The sequence below is a fragment of the Pyxidicoccus fallax genome, from assembly GCF_012933655.1.
Lineage (GTDB): Bacteria > Myxococcota > Myxococcia > Myxococcales > Myxococcaceae > Myxococcus > Myxococcus fallax.
In genome coordinates, this window is the sequence record NZ_JABBJJ010000005.1 from 54,892 (window position 1) to 74,786 (window position 19,895).

A 19,895-nucleotide genomic window follows, 5' to 3' on the forward strand; every position below is an offset into this window, starting at 1 on the left:
GAAAAAGGGCCCACGCCATCTCCGGCGAGGGCCCTTCGAAGTCACGGCCTCGAAGCGAGCAGGGGACTACCGGCTGCCGCGCTTCTTGCCGGAGGTGGCCGGTTCCTCGGAGGCGGGCGCGGAAGCGGGCGCCACCTTCTTCTCCGCGTTGGCGACGCGGTTGAGGAGCGCCTCCTTGTCATCCGGCTCCAGCGTTTCGATGGCCTGGCGCAGGGTGTTGAAGTCGAGCCGGGCGATGGTGACGGTGTTGCCGCCCTTGATTTCCTGGACGGTGGGCACCTCCACCAGCTCGCGGATGTAGGTCTCGAACTCCACGCGCACGTCGGCGGTCTGCTGGACGCAGGTGTCCTTGGCGTTGACGATCTGCTGGCTGCCCTCGCGGTAGCTCAGGTCCGGGTTGCGGTTCATCGCCTCCTCGAAGGTGGCGGTGCGCTTGCGGAGCGAGGAGTACAGCTCGATGTAGTCCACGAGCCGGTCCGTCTCCGGCCGGTTCACGTTGCGCGCCTTGCCGAGCGCGTCGGTGGTGTCGTCGCAATTGAGCTTCTGGAGCTCCGCGGCCCCCGGCGTGTCCTTCACCGACAGGTTCTGGGTCTCCCGGTCCAGCCGCTCATCCGAGGAGATCTCCTTTACGCAGCCAGGGGTGCACAACAGGAGCAGGGTCGCGGCAGTGGGGGCGGACAGGCGGCGGAGCATCCATACCTCGAACAATTGAGGGTACTTGGGCGTTGATTTCCGGAAGTTTGTAGCGATAAGGGCCCCCAGCCGTCAACGCCGCCCCCCCTTTTGGAGACCCCCGGTGGACCTGCACGCCGAGAAGATCCTGATCCTCGATTTCGGGAGTCAGTACACCCAGCTCATCGCCCGCCGTGTGCGCGAGCTGGGCGTGTATTGCGAAATCCACCGTCCGGACCTCCCGGCGGAGGACATCCGCCGCTTCGCCCCGCGTGGCATCATCCTCTCCGGAGGCCCGGCCTCCGTGGAGGCGCCGGACTCGCCCCGGTGCGACCCGTTCGTCTTCGAGGCGGGCGTGCCGGTGCTGGGCATCTGCTACGGCCTGCAGCTCCTCTCGAAGCTGCTCGGTGGCCGCATCGACCGGAGCGCGCACCGCGAGTTCGGCAACGCCGAGGTGGAGGTGCTGGAGCGCCGCGGCCCCTTCGCCGAGTTCAACCCGGGCGACCGCCTCCAGGTGTGGATGAGCCACGGCGACCGGGTGGACGTCCTCCCGCCCGGCTTCAAGGCCATTGGCCGCAGCGGCAACTCGCCCTTCGCGGCGGCCGCGCATGAGAGCAAGCCCTTCTACGGCCTCCAGTTCCACCCGGAGGTGGTCCACACCGCGCAGGGCAAGGCGATGCTGCGCGCCTTCCTCTTCGACGACTGCAAGGTGAGCGGCTCGTGGACGATGAAGGGCTTCATCGACGAGGCGGTGGCCACCATCCGCCGCCAGGTGGGTGAGCACGGCCGGGTCATCTGCGCGCTGTCGGGCGGCGTGGACAGCTCCGTGGCGGCGCTGCTGCTGCACCGGGCCATCGGCCCGCGCCTGCAGTGCATCTTCGTGGACAACGGCGTGCTGCGGCAGGGTGAGCGCGCCCAGGTGGAGGCGCTCTTCGTGGACCGCTTCCACGTGCCGCTGCGGACGGTGGACGCGCGGGCGCGCTTCCTGGAGAAGCTCGCCGGCGTCACGGACCCGGAGAAGAAGCGGAAGATCATCGGCCGCGAGTTCATCGCCGTGTTCGAGGAGGCCTCGCGCGACGTGCAGGACGCGGAGTTCCTCGCGCAGGGCACGCTCTACCCGGACGTCATCGAGTCCGTCTCGTACAAGGGCCCGTCCGTCACCATCAAGAGCCACCACAACGTGGGCGGCCTGCCGGAGACGATGAAGCTCAAGCTGGTGGAGCCGCTGCGCGAGCTGTTCAAGGACGAGGTCCGCGCGCTGGGCCGCGAGCTGGGCCTGCCGGAGGAGATGGTGTCCCGGCAGCCGTTCCCCGGCCCCGGCCTCGCCATCCGCGTGCTCGGCGAGGTGACGGAGGCCCGCCTGGAGCTGGTGCGCCGCGCGGACGCCATCGTCCAGGAGGAGATTCGCGCCGCCGGCCTCTACAAGGAGGTCTGGCAGGCCTTCGCCGTGCTGCTGCCCGTGCAGAGCGTGGGCGTCATGGGCGACGAGCGCACCTACGAGTCCACCTGCGTGCTGCGCGCCGTCACCAGCGTGGACGGCATGACGGCGGATTGGGCCCGCCTGCCGTTTCCCTTGCTGGAGCGCATCTCCAGCCGCATCACCAACGAGGTGCGCGGCATCAACCGCGTCGTCTACGACATCTCCTCCAAGCCGCCCGCGACCATCGAGTGGGAGTGAAGCGGTAGGGCAGGGTGACGTAGAAAGCAAAGAGGCTGCCCGGAGCGAAACCGGGCAGCCTCTTCGTGCTTCAGGGGCCCTCCGTCGGGAGGGCTCCCTTTCCAGCGGAGGCGACTACCCCGCCGGGTTGGCCTTCACGGGCGGCACCTTGGTGCTGCCGGGGCGCAGCTCCTCGAGCACGCGGGTGGCGCCGTAGATCTTCTTCAGCGACTCGATGATGGCCTCGCTATGGACGGACACGGCGCGGTTCACGCTCTCGTCGAAGCCGTACTCGCCGCCGAGCGACTGGATGTTGCCGTCGAACACGAGGCCGACGATCTCACCGTCCTTGTTGATGACGGGCGAGCCGGAGTTGCCGCCGATGATGTCGTTGGTGGAGACGAAGTTCATCGGCGTGGAGCCGGTGAGGACGTTCTGGGACTTCAGCCAGGACTGGGGCAGGGCGAACGGATCCTCACCCGTGTGGCGGTCGAAGGTGTTGGCCATCTGGGTGATGGGGGCCACCTGCTTGCCGTCCTCCGTGTAGCCCTTCACCGAGCCGTAGGACAGGCGCAGGCTGAAGGTCGCGTCCGGGTACTGGTTGGTGCCGTAGACCTCGAACTTCGCCTTGGCGATGAGCTCGCTGTTCTTGCGGATGACGGCCTCGACGTTCTCCTCGAACTGCTTGCGGACGGCGCGGGCGTCCGGATCCACGAGCTTCGCCAGCTCGATCATCGGGTCCTTGGAAGCGTCCACGGCGGCCTGGCCACCCTTGTAGAGGGCCTGACGCACCTTCACGTCCGCCAGCTTGGAGCCCTTGACGACGCGGGCGGCCAGCTTCTCCGGGGACTCCTTGCCGAGGACCTTCTTCACGAACGGGTGGTCCGCGCCGAGCTCCTCACGCATCTTGCTGAGGGTGAAGGCCAGGCGGGCCGTCTCCAGCTCCGGGTAGATGGGGGCGGGGCTGAACAGGCGGGCCTCGAGGTTGGGGATGCCGGCCTGGCTGAACTCGCGCAGCCGCTGCCCGTTCTCCTTCTGGAGCTCCTCGGCGCCGCGCACCAGCGTGCGGGCGATGTAGAAGAGGTCGGAGGCCCCGTTCAGGCCCTGCTCCTTGAACAGGTGCTCGGTGCGGAAGTTCCGGTACTGCTCCTGGGCCTTGGCGATCTCATCCCAGGCCGCGCCGTACTTCTTCTTCATCTCCGGGTTGGACTCGACCTTCTTGCGCAGCTCCTGCTCGGCGGCGACCTTCTGCGCGAAGAACTTCTTGTCCAGCAGCGCCTCGTGACGACCCTTGGAGGCCTTGAGGCTGTTCTCCACGCCGAACAGGAGGTTGTTGGAGATGCGCTTCTGCTCGGGGCCGCGCTTCTGGAACTCGGCGATCATGCCGCGCAGCTCGGACAGCTGCATGAGCGTCTTGGGCAGCTGCACGTCGCGGTGGAACTCCAGCTCCGCGATGGTCAGTCCGCGCGAGGTGCGGCCGGGGTGGCCGGAGATGAAGGTGAGCTCACCCTCCTTGGCGCCCTTCTCGGACCACTTGAAGTAGTTCTTCGAGGTGTCCGCCGGCTTGCCGTCCTCGTAGACGCGCAGGAACGTCACGTCCAGGTCGTAGCGGGGGAACTCGAAGTTGTCCGGGTCGCCGCCGAAGAAGGCGATGGCGTGCTCGGGGGCCATCACCAGGCGCACGTCCTGGAAGCGGCGGTACTTGTACAGGTTGTACTGGCCGCCCTGGTACAGGGTGACGACGTCACAGCGCACCTTGGCGTTGCCGGCGGAGCAGGACTGCTCCAGCTCGGACATCTTCGCCTTGAGCGTGTCCGCGTACTGCTTGCCCGACAGGCCCTGGGTCGCCTTGTTCAGCTCGGCGGTGACGTCGGTGATGCTCTCCAGCTGGTTGATCTCCATGGCCGGGCACTTCGTCTCCTCGGCCTGGGCCTTCGCGTAGAAGCCGTTGGCGATGTAGTCCTTCTTCGCCGTGGACAGCTGCTGGATGCAGCCGCGGGCGCAGTGGTGGTTGGTCATCACCAGGCCCTCGGGGGACACGAAGCTCGCCGAGCAACCGCCCGCCAGGCGCGCCGAGGACAGCCGCACCTTGTCCAGCCACTGCTGGGTCGGCTCGAAGCCGTACTTCTCCTTCACCTTGGCGGAGGGGAAGTTGTTGTAGGTCCACATCCCCTCGTCGGCCAGCGCGGGCGCCGCGCCGAGCAAGGTTGCAATCAGGAACAAGCGCTTCATGAACAGGTCCTTTCCAGGCCCAGGGATGCCGCCTTCTGCGGGAACCCCCTGCCTGGGTCAAGCCGGTAAAAAGCCGGGAATAATTCCCGGCGCCCACAACATGCGAGCGGCCCGCCGATTCCTCGCCGCGGCGATCACCCGCCACGGCGGGTCTCCTCGGTAATTGCCGGGGATCCAGCCCGAATTCCGGGGCGGAGACAGGGAACGGACCCCGGCGGAAAATGTCGCGACAGGTTGGCCGGAAAGGGGGCCCGGAGAGGACATTCCAGGGCGGGCAGGGGGGCTGGCGCGGTGCGTCGCGGAGGGCCAGGGCGGTGGGCGTGCCCGAGCCGAAGAAGGCGCGGGCGTTCGCCCATCCTGGGATACTGCCGCACCTGGCCATCAAGGCCGAGCAGCCCTCCGTGTGCAGGGGGCGCATCGTCACGTGACGCGGAGTGGACACGGCATGACGCTTCAGAAGCGCGCCCTTCACGGGGTGCTGGGTTTCTTCATCACGGCCTTGAGCCTCATGGCCATGCCCGCGGACGTGCTGGTCAAGGTGCTGCAGTGGTTCCGGACGCGCTACGTGCTGCTCGCGCCGAGGCCCGGGGACATCTACGTGGCCACCGCGCCGAAGACGGGCACGACGTGGATGCAGCAGATCGTCCATCAAATCCTCACGGGCGGCCGGGGCGAGTTCTCGCACATCTACCAGGTGGCGCCCTACGTGGAGCTCCTCGCGATCAAGCCCTTCGCGCGGTCCGTGCTGGACGCGCTTCCCTCCCCACGCGTCCTGAAGACACATCTGCCCTACTGGATGTTGTCCCCGCCGCCGGACAGCCGCGTCATCTACGTCACCCGCAACGCGGCGGACTCGCTGGTGTCGCTCCATCACCACTGCGGCCTGCAGGAGGGCTACTGGGACGACCTCGACGTGCGCTTCCTACGCGGGTCCTCCATCGTGGGACAGTGGTTCTCGCACCTGGAGTCCTGGTGGCCGCACCGCAATGACGCCAACGTCCTCCACATCCGCTACGAGGACCTGATCTCCGACCTGGAGGGCGGCATCCGGAAGGTGGCCCGCTTCCTGGAGGTCCCCATCGAGGAGGACCGCATGGGCGCCATCCTGGAGAAGTGCAGCTTCGCCTACATGAAGCAGCACCATGACCGCTTCGACGTGCGGATCCGCGTGTTCCAGGAGAGCGCCCCCCGGGAGGGCTTCATCCGCAAGGGCGTGGCGGGTGATGGCCGCAAGGCGCTGACGCCCGAGGTCCAGTCCGCGCTGAGCGAGAAGATGGCGCGTCTGCGCAAGAAGCTTGGCATGGGCGAGACGGAGGTGTGAGACGCCAGGGGCGCATGGGAGCGCGCCCCTGGCTCGCGGGGAGGTGGAGTCAGGAGTCCCCAGGCTCCTCCAGTGCACGCAGGAGCCCGTTGAGCTTCTCCGCCAGGGTGGCGACGTGCGGCGGCTGCATCAGGGTGACGTGGTCACCCGGCACCTCGCTCACCCTGACGCCACCGGAGACCCAGGCCGACCAGCCTTCATCCTCGGCCCGAGGGAAGTCGGGGGGCGTGGCCGCCATGAGGAGCTCGGCCGTGCCCATGAAGGGGCTCGCGGGCACGTAGCCACGCTGCGCCGCGGTGAGCCGCTCGTGGACGGCGAAGAGCTGGCTGACGTGGGAGGGCTCCAGGGCCTCGGTGGCGGGCAGGTCCCGCAGGCCTTCCATCACCCGCAGCATCAGCTCCGCGCCTTCCAGTCCGTTCAGCTGCTCGGGCTCCAGCGGCGGGAGGTCCTGCAGCGGCAGTCCCACCATCCAGGCGAAGACGGCCACCCGCTCCAGCGGCGCTGGCGCTGGTTGGACCTGTCCCACGGGCGCGTAGCTGTCGATGAGGGCCAGCAGTCCCACCCGCTCGCCCAGGGCCTCGAGCTGCCGCGCCATCTCGTACGCCACCACTCCGCCCAGGGACCAGCCCGCCAGCTGGTAGGGACCGTGGGGCTGCACCTCGCGCACCTGCTCCACGTAGAGGCGGGCCAGGGCCTCCATGGAGGCGGGAGGCAGCTCACCGCCATTCAGGCCGGGGGCGAAGATGCCCTGGATGGGCCGCTCGTCCCCGAGGTTGCGAGCGAGCTCGGAATGGCTGAGCAGGGCCCCGCCGCCGCCGTGGACGAGGAACAGGGGGCGGCGCCGGGAGCTGCCACCGTCGAGTCGCATCAGGTTGGGCGTGCGCTGGCGGGGCTCCGGGGACGGTGACGCGAGGCGGGCGAGCCGCTCGACGGTGGAGCCCTGGAAGAGCGCGGACAGGGGCAGCGCCAGGCCGGTGCGCTCGCGGACGAGGGCCAGGAGGCGCACGGCGAGCAGGGAGTGGCCGCCCAGGGCGAAGAAGTCGTCCTCCACCCCGACACGCTCCAGGCCCAGCACCTCGGCGAACACCCCCGCGAGCCGCGCCTCCAGCGGGGTGCGTGGGGCGACGTACTCCGCGCGGGCTTCCGAGACATCCGGGGCGGGGAGCGCCTTCCTGTCCACCTTGCCGTTGGGCGTCAGCGGCAGGGCCTCCAAGGTGACGAAGGCGGAGGGCACCATGTGGGCCGGCAGTCGCTCGTGGAGGAAGGTCCGCAGGGGCTCGACGGCCAGCGGCCCGGAAAACGGGACGACGTAGGCCACCAGACGCGTGTCGCCGGGGACGTCCTCGCGGGCCACCACCAGCGCCTCGCGCACGGCGGGGTGCTCGCGCAGCACGGTGGAGATTTCGCCCGGCTCCACGCGGAAGCCACGTACCTTCACCTGGAAGTCGGCGCGGCCGAGGAACTCCACGCGCCCGTCGGCCAGCCAGCGCACCCTGTCGCCACTGCGGTACATGCGCGCGCCCGGAGTGGGGCTGTGGAGGTCCGGCAGGTAGCGCTCCGCCGTCAGCTCCGGGCGGCCCAGGTAGCCGCGCGTCACCTGGGGCCCGGCGATATAGAGCTCGCCGGGCACGCCCACGGGGACGGGCTGCAGCCACGCGTCCAGCACGTACAGCCGCGAGTGGCCCAGGGGCCGGCCCAGGGGCACGGTGGCGGGAGTGGAGGCCGAGGCGGGCACCTCCACCCGGCCGGCGAGCACACCCACCGTCGTCTCGGTGGGGCCGTAGTGGTTGAAGACCTCGCAGTCGGGAGCCAGCGCGCGCACCCGCTCCAGCAGGGCCCAGGAAGAGGACTCGCCGCCGAGCACCAGCTTCTTGCGAGGCAGGACGTGGCGGGGCTCGGGCGCCGTCATGAGCGCCGCGAGGTGCGAGGGGACGATCTTCACGCAATCCACCGCGTGACGCTGGAAGTACGCGGCCACGCCCGCCGGGTTGGCGGCCAGCTCCCGCGGCATCACGTGCAGCAGGCCTCCCGTGCACAGCGCGGGGAAGAGCACGGTGTTGCCCAGGTCGGCCACGAAGGTGGAGACCAGGGCGAAGCTGGCGCACTCCGTCAGCCCCAGGCGCTCGGTGGCGGCCTGGACGTAGCGGGCGAGCTGCGCATGGGGCACCGCCACGCCCTTGGGCCGGCCGGTGCTGCCCGAGGTGAAGAGGACGTAGGCCACGTTCTCCCCGGACAGCACGCGCGGCGGCGCATCGGTGCGCTGGCTCGCCAGCGGCCCGGCGTCCGTATCCAGCAGCACGAGGTGGGCCTCGGAGGAGGTGAAGGAGGACGCGCTCGTCGAGAGCGTCACCACCACGGGCGCGGACACCTCTTCCACGAGCGTGCGCAGGCGCGCGGCGGGCTGCGACGGCTCCAGCGGCACGTAGGCGCCGCCGGCCTTCCAGACACCGAGCAGCGCCACCACCGTGTCCACGGAACGCTCCAGGCACAGGGCCACGCATGTCTCGGGGCCCACACCCAGCGAGCGCAGGTGCCAGGCCAGCTGGTTGGCGCGGGCCTCCAGCTCCGCGTAGGTGAGCACCTGGCCCTCGCAGGCAACGGCGGGCCGGGCCGGGTGAAGCGCGGCTTGTGCCTCGATGAGGGAGAGGAGACAGGACTCGGGCGGGAGGTCCACCCGGGCGCCACGCTCCTCGCGCAGCAGCTGGTGGCGCTCGGCGTCGTCCAGCAGTGGCAGCTCGGACAGGCGCGCCTCGGGGCGTGCCACCGCGCCGTGCAGCAGCGTGCACAGGTGGGTGACGAGACGGCGCACGGTATCTTCACGGAAGAGCGCCGTGCTGTAGGTGACCGAGCCCGCCAGCCCCTCGGAGGAGTGGGTGAAGGAGAAGGTGAGGTCGAACTTGGAGCCCACGGCCTCCGTCTCCACGGGCTGCATGGACAGCGGCTCCGGGTGCTCCGGGGCGGCCGGCCGGGGCGCGTTCTGGAGGATGAGCATGACCTGGAAGAACGGCGAGCGGCTCAGGTCGCGCTGGGGCTGCAGCTCCTCCACCAGCTTCTCGAAGGGAACGTCCTGGTGGGCGTAGGCGCCCAGCGTCGTCTCCCGCACCCGGGCCAGCAGCTGGGAGAAGGTGGGGTCGTCGTGCAGGCGCGCGCGGAGGGCCAGCGTGTTGATGAAGCAGCCGATGAGGCCCTCCAGCTGGGCGAAGCGGCGGCCGGCGATGGAGGAGCCGAGGGTGATGTCGTCCTGGCCGCAGTAGCGCGCCAGCAGCGCGTAGGTGGAGGCCAGCAGGCCCATGAAGAGGGTGGCGCCGTGCTGGTGGGCGAGTGACTGGAGCGACTGGCTCAGCTGCGCGGGCAGGTGGAAGTGGAGGATGGCACCCGCGGAGGACCGCACGGCGGGGCGGGGAAAGTCGGTGGGCAGCTCCAACGCGGGCGGCGCGCCCTCCAGGTGCTGGCGCCACCAGGAGAGCTGCTGCTCGAGGCTGTCGCCGTGCAGCCAGGAACGCTGCCAGACGGCATAGTCGGCGTACTGCACCGGCAGCTCGGGCAGGGGCGAGGGCTGGCCCTGGGTGAAGGCGGCATAGAGCGCGGCGACCTCGCGCACCAGCACGCCCATGGACCAGCCGTCGGAGACGATGTGGTGCATGCACAGCACCAGCACGTGCTCGGTCGGGGCGAGCTTCAGCAGCACCGCGCGCAGCAGTGGGCCGGTGGCCAGGTCGAAGCCGTGGAGGCCCTCCCGGGCCAAGAGGCGCCGGGCCTCCTCGGGGGCGTTCTCGCCCAGGCCGCTCAGGTCCACCACCGGCAGTGGCAGCTCCGCCGGAGGCGCGATGCACTGGACGGGCTGGCCCTGCTGCTCGTGGAAGGTGGTGCGCAGCGACTCGTGGCGGCGCACCAGCTCGGTGAGGCCGCGCTGGAGGGCCTCGACGTGCAGCTCACCCTCCAGCCGCACGGCGGTGGGGATGTTGTAGGTGGAGCTGCCGGGCGTCAGCTGGGCAAGGAACCACAGCCGCTGCTGGGCGAAGGACAGGGGCAGGGCGTCCGTGCGTGGCACCGGCACCAGCGGTGGCGGCTCGGGCAGCTCCACCAGCCCCCGCGCGAGCAGCGAGCGGTGCACCTGGCGGGCGCGCTGGTACAGCTCGCCCCAGGTGAGCGTCTGGCCGTCCAGCTCCGCGGCCACCGCGTCCGGCGTGAGACGGGCCTGGGCCTGGAAGAGCCGGTGCAGGCAGGCGTCTCCCACTGTTGCGGCGGACGGCTCGCGCCAGGCGCGCGACAGCAGGTGCCGCTCCCCCGCCGTCAGGAAGGACAGGGCGGACAGGGGCCGCTCCGGGGCCGCGAGCGCCGCCTCCAGCAGCACGCGCAGGTGGTCCACCATCCTCGCCGCCGTCGAGGCGTCGAACAGGTCGGTGCTGTACTCGAGCTGGCCCCGCAGCCCCTGTCCCCGGTCGGAGATGACCAGGGTGAGGTCGAACTTCGCCGAGTGGCTGGCGAGGGGCACGGTCTCCATCCGCAGCCCGGGCCCCATCACCTGGGGCATGGGGACGTTCTGGAAGGCGAGCATCACCTGGAACAGGGGCGTGCGGCCCGCGACACGCTCGGGCCGCAGCGCCTCCACCACCTTGTCGAAGGGGACGTCCTGGTGGGCGTAGGCACCGAGCGCCACGTCGCGCACGCGCGAGAGCAGCGCGCGGAAGCTGGGGTTGCCGTCCAGCCGGGTGCGCAGCACCAGCGTGTTGACGAAGAAGCCGATGAGCCCCTCCAGCTCCACGTGGGTGCGGCCGGCGGTGGGCATGCCCACGCTGATGTCCTCCTGACCGGAGTAGAGCGACAGCAGCGCCTGGAAGGCGGCGAGCACCACCATGGCGGGCGTGACGCCCTCCCGCCGACAGAGCCCGTGGAGTGCGCCCGACAGCGCGGGCGGGAACTGGAAGGCGTGCGCGGCGCCGCGGAAGGTCTGCACGGCGGGGCGGGGCCTGTCCGTGGGCAGCTCCAGCGCCCGGGGCGCGCCCTGGAGCTGCTGGCGCCACCAGCCCAGCTGCGCCTCCAGCACCTCGTCGCGCAGCCAGTCTCGCTGCCACAGGGCGTGGTCGGCGGGCTGCACTGGCAGCGGCGCGAGGAGCGCGGGCTGGCCGGTGGCGTGGGCCGTGTACAGCGTCGCCAGCTCCTGGAGGAGCACGCTCGAGGACCAGCCGTCGGAGATGGCGTGGTGCAGGGTGACGAGCAACGCGTGCTCCCGTGCGGACAGGCGTACGACGAGGGCGCGCCAGAGCGGGCCCGCCTCCAGGTCGAATGGTGTCCAGGCCACGTGCTCGGCGAAGCGCGCGAGCGTGGCCTCGCGCTCCGCCTCGGGCAGGTCGCTCAGGTCCACCCAGCCCGCGGGCAGCGCGGCCTCCGGGACAATCACCTGGACGGGGGTGTGCTCCCGCTCCTGGAAGGTGGTGCGCAGCGACTCGTGACGCTGGAGCACGTCACGCAGGGCGCGCGTGAGCGCGGGGACGTCGAGTGGGCCATGCAAGCGCACCGCGGCGGGGAGGTGATAGGTGGCGCCGTCCGGGTCCAGCTTCGCGAAGAACCACAGGCGCTGCTGCGCGAAGGAGAGCGGCGTGGCGACACCCTCCGGCCGCGGACGCAGCGGTGGGCGGACCCGCGCGGGGTGCTCCGCCGCCAGCGCCTCGACGCGCCGAGCGAAGGCCTCCAGCGTGGCGTCGGCGAAGAAGTCGGCCGGCGCGAGGTCCACCTGGAAGTGCTGACGCACATGCGTGAGCACCTGCATGGCGCTCAGCGAGTGGCCTCCCAGCTCGAAGAAGCTGTCCCTCACCCCCACGCGAGGCACGTGGAGCACCGAGGCCCAGAGCCCGGCGAGGGTCTGCTCGGTGGGAGTCCTTGGAGCGACGTACTCGGAAGAGGTGCTGGCCTCCGGGGCCGGCAGGGCCTTCCTGTCCACCTTGCCGTTGGGCGTCAGGGGGAAGGACTCCAGCGCCATGAAGAGGGAGGGCACCATGTGCTCGGGCAGGTGCCCTCGGAGGAAGTCACGCAGGGCGGCGGTGTCCAGCGGGGTGCCACCGGCCGCCGCGGAGGCGGGCACCACGTAGGCCACCAGCCGCCCATCACCGGAGGCGTCGCGGTGCACGCTGGCCACCGCCTGGCGGACGGACGGGTGACGTGAGAGGACGGCCTCGACTTCGCCCAGCTCGATGCGGAAGCCGCGCACCTTCACCTGGAAGTCGGTGCGGCCCAGGAAGTCCAGCGTGCCGTCATGACGCCAGCGCGCCAGGTCGCCCGTGCGGTACATGCGGCCGCCGGGCACTCCGGAGAAGGCGTCGGGGACGAAGCGCTCGGCGGTGAGCTCCGGCCGGCCGAGGTAGCCGCGCACCACGCCGTCACCGGCGATGAACAGCTCGCCGGGGACACCCACGGGCACCGGCTGCCCGTGGGCATCCAGCACGTAGAGGCGGGTGTTGGCGATGGGCGCGCCGATGGAGATGGTGGCGGCGCCAGCATCGGCGGCGGAGACGGTGTGGGTGGACGACCAGACGGTGGTCTCCGTCGGGCCGTACATGTTGGTGAGGGTGGTGGAGGGCAGGGCCTCGCGCACCTCGGTGGCCAGGGGCCCTGGCAGGGCTTCTCCGCCGACGAGCAGGTGGCGCAGGGCTCCGAGGGCGGAGACGGACTCGGGGGCCAGCACCAGGCCGCGGACGAAGGCGGGCGTGCACTGCAGGTGCGTCACCTCGTGGCGGCGCAGCACCTCGGGCAGCGTCAGCGCGGTGCCCTGGCGCGCGGCGGCCCGCTCGTCATGCAGCACCACGTGGTAGCCACGGGCCAGCGTCCACAGCAGCTCCAGCACGGAGATGTCGAAGGAGATGCTGGTGACGGCCAGCCACGTGCCGGGCGACGAGGGGCCCAGCAGCGAGTCCATGGCGCCGAAGAAGTTGGCGGCGGTGCGGTGGGGCACCATGACGCCCTTGGGACGCCCGGTGCTTCCCGAGGTGTAGATGACGTAGGCGAGGTGCTCCGCTTTCGAGGCCCCCGCGCAAGGAGCGGCCTCGCCTTCCACGGCCTCCTCGAGCAGCAGCACCTGAACGCGCTCGGTGGGGAGGGTCCCCAGCAGGTGGCGCGAGGTGAGCAGGACGGAGGCGCCGGAGTCCTGGAGCATCCACACCAGACGCTCCGCGGGGTAGTCAGGGTCGAGCGGGAGGTAGGCGCCGCCTGCATGGAGGACGGCGAGCATGGCGGCGACCATGTCGGGCGAGCGCTGGAGGCACAGGCCGACGGGTGCATCCGGGCGCACGCCGAGAGCCTGGAGGCGCAGGGACAGGCTCAGCACGCGCTGGTGGAGCTGGCGGTAGGTGAGGTGCGTGTCACCGAAGCTGAGGGCGGTGGCGTCCGGCGTGCGGATCACCTGGGCCTCGAATTGCTGGTGGATGCAGGCGGCGTCGTAGGCGCGGGCGGTGTCATTCCACGCGCGGAGGACCTGCTGGCGCTCCTCGGGGACGGCGGGCCGCGCTGGCTCGCGCGCGGCGGCTTCCTCCAGCGGGGTGATGGGCAGCGGCGGCGCGTGGGTGTCCCGAGGCCTGGCGGTGGCCGGCGCCCCCTGGCCCGCGAGGGCGGCGTCAATCAGGCGTGCCACGCCCTCGACGGTGGGGGACTCGAACAGCGCGCGCAGGGGCAGCTCCACGCCGAAGGCCTGGCGGACGCGGCTGACGGCCTGGGTGGCCAGCAGGGAGTGACCGCCCAGGTCGAAGAAGCTGTCGCTGGCGCCCACTCGCTGGACGCCGAGCAGCTGGCCCCACAGCTCCGCGAGGCGCACCTCGGTGGGCGTGCGGGGCGCGACGTGCTCGCGGGCCTCACCGTCGAAGTCCGGCGCCGGCAGCGCCCGGCGGTCCACCTTACCGTTGGGGGTGAGCGGCAACGCCGGCAGCACCACCACGGCCGAGGGCACCATGTACTCGGGCAACGCCTCCTTGAGTGCCGCGCGCAGCACGGCGCCATCCGTCTGGACGCCCTCGCGTGGCACCACGTAGCCCACCAGCCGCTTGCCGCCGGGCCCGTCCTCGCGCGCCACCACCACCGCCTCGCGCACGCCCGGCAGCCGGGCCAGCGCCGCTTCGACTTCGCCCAACTCAATCCGGAAGCCGCGCACCTTCACCTGCGCGTCCGCGCGGCCGACGAAGTCCAGCGTGCCGTCCTCGCGCCAGCGCACCACGTCGCCGGTGCGGTACAACCGCGCGCCCGCCTCGCCGGAGAAAGGGTCCGGCACGAAGCGCTCGGCGGTGAGGGCCGGGCGCCCGGGGTAGCCGCGCGCCACGCCCACGCCGCCCAGGTACAGCTCTCCCTTGACGCCCATGGGCACCGGCTCTCCGCGTGCGTCCAGCACGTAGACGCGCACGTTGGCCAGTGGCCGGCCGATGGAAGGCACCCGCCCATCCGCCACCACTTCGGTCAGGGTGGCCACCACCGTGGCCTCCGTGGGGCCGTAGGTGTTGAGCAAGCGCCGGCCCGGGGCCCAGCGCGCCACCACCTCCGAGGGCAGTGACTCGCCGCCGGAGATGACGGTGCGAATCCCCATCAGCCCATCGGCGGACGTGGCCGCGAGGGCCGCCGGAGTGAGGCTGATGACGGTGAGCGCCTCCTCCCGCAGCAGCTTCTGGAGTGGCGCGCCCGGCATGAGCTTCTCCAGGGGCGCCAGCACCAGCGCGGCCCCGGAGCACAGCGTGGTGAAGACCTCTTCCACCGACAAATCGAAGGCCAGGTTGGCGAACTGGAGCACGCGGCTGCCCGGGCCGATGCCGTAGGCCGCCGCCTCGTGGGTGACGAGGTTGGCGACGCTCCGGTGTTCCACCGCCGTGCCCTTGGGCAGGCCGGTGCTGCCGGAGGTGTAGAGCAGGTAGGCCAGGTGGTACGGGGCCACGCCCGTAACGGGCGCCTCGGTGCTCTCGCGCGACAGCGCGTCCCGCTCGGAGTCGAGGCAGAGCGCACGGGCACGGTGGCCTTCCGGGTAGCGCTCCAGCAGCGCGGCCTGCGTCACCAGCACCGCCGCGCCGCTGTCCTCCAGCAGGAAGGCCAGTCGCTCGCGCGGCAGCAGCGGATCCACCGGCACCCAGGCGCCGCCGGCCTTGAGGATGCCGAGCAGGCCCACCACGACGTCCAGCGAGCGCTCCACGCACAGGGCCACGCGCACCTCGGGCCCCACGCCCCGGCGGCGCAGGGCGTGAGCGAGCTGGTTGGCGCGCGCGTCCAGCTGCGCGTACGTGAGGTGCCGCCCCTCGAAGCTGGCGGCCAGCGCGTCCGGCGTCTCGCGGGTCCGGGCCTCGAAGAGCGAATGGACGCACGCGTCCGGGAAGTCCGCGCGAGTGGCATTCCAGTCCACCAGCAGCTGGTGCCGCTCGTCGGAAGCCAGCAGGGACAAGGAGGAGACGCGACCCTCGGGAGCGACCAGCATGGCTTCCACCAGCGTGCGCAGGTGGCCTGCCATGCGCTCGACGGTGGAGGCGTCGAAGAGGTCGGCGCTGTAGTCCAGCCAGCCCTGGAAGCCTTCCTGGGTGCGGGTCAGCTCCAGCAGCAGGTCCGTCTTGGCGACATGGCCCTCGCGGCGCATCGGGCGGAGCGTCAGCCCCGGCAGGCGCAGCTCCGACTGGGGGTAGTTCTGGAGGATGAACATGGCCCGGAACAGCGGGGCCTGACGCAAATCACGCAGGGGCTGGAGCTGCTCGAAGGGGATGTGCTGGTGGGCGAAGGCGCCCAGGGCGGTGTCGCGCACGCGGCCGAGCAGCTGTCGCACGGTGGGGGCGCCGTCCAGACGGGTGCGCAGCACCAGGGTGTTGAGGAAGAAGCCGACCAGCTTCTCCAGCTCGGCCTGGTTGCGGCCGGCCACGGGGGTGCCGACGCAGATGTCCTCCTGGCCCGAGTAGCGGGACAGCAGCACCTGGAAGGCCGCCAGCAGGAACATGAAGGGGGTGATGCCCTCGCGGACGCAGAAGTCCTCGAGGGCGTCGGACAGCTCGCGCGGCAGGCAGAAGGCGGTCAGCCCCCCCCGAGGCATGGCGGTGTACGCGCGCGGCCTGTCGACAGGCAGCTCCAGGTCCTGCGGCGCGCCGTCGAGCTGCTGGCGCCACCAGGCGAGCTGCTTCTCCAGCTCCGCTTCGTCCAGCCACCCGCGCTGCCAGGCGGCGTAGTCGGCGTACTGGAGGGACAGCGGAGGCAGGAACGCGAGGCTGCCTTCGACGAAGGAGGCGTAGAGGGTGCCCAGCTCCCGCACCAGGACGCTGATGGACCAGCCGTCGGAGATGATGTGGTGCATGGTGAGCAGAAGCACGTGCTCCTGCTCTTCCAGCTTCAGGAGCGTCATGCGCACCAGGGGCCCGGTGGCGAGAACGAAGGGCCGCAGGGACTCCTCGGAGGCGAGGCGCCGGGCCTCGGCGTGGCGCTGCTCGGCGGGCAGGGAGCTCAGGTCGATGAGGGGCAGCGTCAGGGGGCCGGGCGCGGAGATGACCTGCGTGGGGCCGTCCGCGCCCTCACGGAAGACCGTGCGCAGGGCCTCGTGGCGGTGCACGAGGGCTTCCAGGCTGCGTCGCAGTGGCTCGACGTGAAGCTGGCCGGACAGCGCCATGTGGCCCAGCATGTTGAAGGCGGGGCTGCCGGGCTCGAGCTGGTCGATGAACCACAGGCGCTGCTGGGCGTAGGACAGCGGCAGTGCGCCGGTGCGGGGTACCGGGGTCGGCGCGGGGAGCTGCCCCGCCGAGTCGACCACTGCCCCGGTCAGGGCCTCCAGCCGCGTGGCGAGCCGCGCCACGGTCGGCGCCGCGAACAGCTCGCGCAGCGGGAGCTCGACGCCGAAGAAGGCCTGGATGCGGGCGGCGACCTGGGTGGCCAGCAGCGAGTGGCCGCCCAGCTCGAAGAAGTTGTCCTCCACGCCCACGCGGGACACGCCCAGCACCTGGGCCCAGATGTCGGCCAGCAGCGTCTCGGTGGGCGTGCTCGGAGCGAGGTACTCGGTGGCCTTGCCGGCCGCCGGGTCCGCGGAAGGCAGGGCCTTCCTGTCCAGCTTCCCATGGGGAGTCAGCGGCAGGACGGACAGCGCCACCAGGGCCGAGGGCACCATGTACTCGGGCAGCCTGTCGGAGAGGAAGGTGCGCAGGGCGCGGGTGTCCAGCTCCTCGGGGGCGGCGCCTTCACCGGGCACCACGTAGGCCACGAGCTTCGGGCCGCCGGCGCCGTCCTCGCGCACCAGCGCCACGGCCTCGCGCACGTCCGGGTGGGCGCGCAGGGTGGACTCGACTTCGCCCAGCTCGATGCGGAAGCCGCGCAGCTTCACCTGGAAGTCGGTGCGGCCCAGGTACTCCAGCGCGCCGTCTTCCCGCCAGCGCACCCTGTCGCCGGTGCGGTACAGCCGTGCACCGGGCACGCCGCTGAAGCCATCGGGAATGAAGCGCTCGGCGGTGAGGGCGGGCCGCTCCAGGTAGCCGCGCGCCAGGCCGACTCCGCCCAGGAAGAGCTCTCCGGGCACACCCACGGGCACCGGCTGCAGGTGCGCGTCCAGCACGTAGACGCGCACGTTGGGCAACGGGGTGCCGATGGGCGGCTTGCGCCCTTCGGGCACGCAGGGCGCCATGGTGGCGCACACGGTGGCCTCGGTGGGCCCGTACGCGTTGAGGAAGCGCCGGCCCGGTGCCCAGCGGGCCACGACCTCGGGCGGGCAGGCCTCGCCGGCCGACAGCAGCGTGCGCAGCCCCTCCAGCCCTTCCGCGGGCAGCACGCCCAGGGCGGAAGGGGGCAGGGTGGCCACGTCGATGCGCTGCCGCTGGAGCCACTGCACCAGGCCGGGCCCCGGCAGCAGCTCCTCCCGCGAGGAGGCCAGGCACAGCGTGGCGCCGGACAGCAGGGTGACGAAGACCTCGGAGACGGCGGCGTCGAAGCCAGGCGAGGCGAACTGCAGCACCCGCGTGCCGGGCCGCAGCTCCATGGCCTGGCCCTGCGCCTGAACCAGGTTGGGCACACCCCGGTGCGTCACCATGACGCCCTTGGGCTGACCGGTGCTGCCCGAGGTGTAGATGATGTAGGCGACGTTGTCGGCAGAGACTCGCGGGGCCGGTGCGGTCGTGGGCTGGCGGGACAGGTACGGCTCCACCGTGTCCAGCTCCACCTTCATGGTGCCGACGGGCACCGGCACGTCCAGCTCGGAGGTGGTGAGCAGCACGAACGCGGAACAGTCCTCGAGCATGAAGTCCAGGCGCTCGGATGGGTACGCCGGGTCCATGGGGACGAAGGCACCGCCGGCCTTGAGGGTGGCGAGCACGGCCACCACCAGGTCCATCGAGCGCTCCAGGCAGAGCGCGACGCGCACCTCCGCCTGGACCCCACGCGCCCGCAGCAGGTGGGCGAGCTGGTTGGCGCGGGAGTCCAGCTCGGCGTAGTCGAGGGACTCGTCCCCGTGCAGGAGCGCCAGCGCGTCCGGGGTGCGCCGGGCCTGCTCCGCGAACAGCTCGTGGATGTGGGCTCCGTCGGGGAAGGGCGCGGGCTGGCCACTCCACTCCCCCAGCACCTGTCCACGCTCGGTCGCATCCAGGAGCGACAGCTGGGACACCCTCCGTCCGGGAGCGGCGGCAATGGCCTCCAGCAGTTGGTGGTAGTGCCCCAGCAGCCGCGAGGCGGTGGCGTCCTCGAAGAGGTCCGTGCGGTAGACGACGGCGACACGCAGCCCCTGGGGCAGCTCGGTGGCCAGCAGGGACAGGTCGAGCTGGCTGGTGCCGGTATCCACCGGCTGTGCCTCCAGCACCAGGCCGGGTACCTCGAGCGGGGGCAGCGGCGCGTTCTGCAGGGTGAAGGTCACCTGGAAGAGCGGGGAGATGTCCAGCCGGCGTTCCGGCTGGAGCGCCTCCACCAGCTTCTCGAAGGGCAGGTCCTGGTGGGCGAAGGCGCCCAGGGCCGAGTCATGGACACGCCCCATCAGCTCCAGGAAGGTGGGGTCGCCGGTCAGGTCGACGCGAAGCGCGAGGGTGTTGACGAAGAGGCCGACGAGGCCCTCGAGCTCGGCGCGGTTGCGGCCGGCGACAGGCGTGCCGACCACCACGTCGTCCTGGCCGCAGTAGCGGGAGAGCAGCAGCTGATATGCGGCCAGCAGGAGGGAGAAGAGGGTTCGGCCCTCCTGGCGGGCCAGGGCCTGGAGGGAGTGGAGCAGCCGAGGGGGAAGCAGGCGCGTCTGGCGTGCGCCGCGGCGGGTGGGCACCGCGGGACGAGGCTTGTCGGCGGGCAGCTCCAGCAGGGCATCCGGGTCCAGCCGCTGGCGCCAGTACGACAGCTGCGCGTCCAGCACCTGCCCTCGGAGGTAATCGCGCTGCCAGGCGGCGAAGTCGGAGTACTGCATGGGCAGCGGCGGCAGCGGTGAGGCCCGACCCGCGGCGAAGGCCGGATAGAGCGTGCCCAGCTCCTTCACCAGCACGCCCAGCGTCCACGCGTCGGAGACGACGTGGTGCAGGTTGAGCAGCAGCAGGTGCTCGCTGGCGGCCCAGTGGTACAGCGCCGCCCGCAGCAGCGGGCCCTTGTCCAGCGCGAAGGGACGCTGCGCGTCGGCATGCAGCCTGCGCCACGCCTCCTCCTGGCCCCCGGCCTGGACCTCCACCCTGTCCAGCGCCACGTCCAGGGAGGGGGAGATGTGCTGGAAGAGCTGCCCGTCCTGCTCGACGAAGGTGGTGCGCAGCGGCTCGTGGCGCCGCACCAGCTCCTGGAGGGCCCGGCGAAGCACTTCCACCTCCAGCTGGCCGGACAGGCGCACGGCGATGGGGATGTTGAAGGCGGAGCTCCCGGGCTCCAGCTTCTCCTGGAGCCACATGCGTTCCTGCGCGAAGGAGGCGGGGGCGCGGCGGGTGGAACGGGCCTTCTCGCGCAGCAGCTCTGCAAGCCGTGCGCGCTTCTGCTCAGGGGTCAGTGCCATGTTGGATGAAAGTTCACTGGAGCCGCGGGGCTCAGGCCTGGAGGCGACGCGTTCCAGCCGCGTCCACCTCCATGAATAATTCTCAGTGA

Annotated in this window: 5 protein-coding genes; 2 read left to right on the forward strand and 3 right to left on the reverse strand. The window is 71.4% G+C overall.

Features of this window, described 5'->3' with window-relative positions:
* Positions 1-66 precede the first annotated feature (66 nt).
* Positions 67-693: a hypothetical protein gene (locus HG543_RS01790; protein WP_246356686.1), complete on the reverse strand. Its 627-nt coding sequence runs from the start codon at positions 691-693 to the stop codon at positions 67-69.
* 103 nt (positions 694-796) lie between these two features.
* On the opposite strand from HG543_RS01790, the gene guaA reads away from it, so the two are divergent.
* Positions 797-2,350 (forward strand): glutamine-hydrolyzing GMP synthase, encoded by a 1,554-nt coding sequence (gene guaA / locus HG543_RS01795; protein ID WP_169342880.1) that lies wholly within the window; start codon positions 797-799, stop codon positions 2,348-2,350.
* 114 nt (positions 2,351-2,464) lie between these two features.
* Here the strand turns inward: guaA and HG543_RS01800 are convergent, their stop codons facing one another.
* Entirely contained in the window at positions 2,465-4,561 is a 2,097-nt protein-coding gene (locus HG543_RS01800) for a S46 family peptidase (RefSeq protein ID WP_169342881.1), read from the reverse strand.
* A gap of 445 nt (positions 4,562-5,006) precedes the next feature.
* On the opposite strand from HG543_RS01800, the gene HG543_RS01805 reads away from it, so the two are divergent.
* Positions 5,007-5,882 carry a sulfotransferase domain-containing protein gene (locus HG543_RS01805; protein ID WP_169342882.1) on the forward strand — a complete coding sequence of 292 codons (876 nt, stop codon included), beginning with the start codon at positions 5,007-5,009 and terminating at the stop codon, positions 5,880-5,882.
* Positions 5,883-5,931: 49 nt separating this feature from the next.
* Here HG543_RS01805 and HG543_RS01810 read toward each other — a convergent pair whose 3' ends face one another.
* Positions 5,932-19,806: a non-ribosomal peptide synthetase gene (locus tag HG543_RS01810; protein ID WP_169342883.1), complete on the reverse strand. Its 13,875-nt coding sequence runs from the start codon at positions 19,804-19,806 to the stop codon at positions 5,932-5,934.
* Between the last annotated feature and the right edge of the window lie 89 nt (positions 19,807-19,895).

Excerpts from the sequence above, each read along its gene's own strand:
- HG543_RS01790 (WP_246356686.1), bottom strand. The coding sequence starts at position 693 with ATGCTCCGCCGCCTGTCCGCCCCCACTGCCGCGACCCTGCTCCTGTTG.
- HG543_RS01800 (WP_169342881.1), bottom strand. The coding sequence starts at position 4,561 with ATGAAGCGCTTGTTCCTGATTGCAACCTTGCTCGGCGCGGCGCCCGCG.
- HG543_RS01805 (WP_169342882.1), top strand. The coding sequence starts at position 5,007 with ATGACGCTTCAGAAGCGCGCCCTTCACGGGGTGCTGGGTTTCTTCATC.
- HG543_RS01810 (WP_169342883.1), bottom strand. The coding sequence starts at position 19,806 with ATGGCACTGACCCCTGAGCAGAAGCGCGCACGGCTTGCAGAGCTGCTG.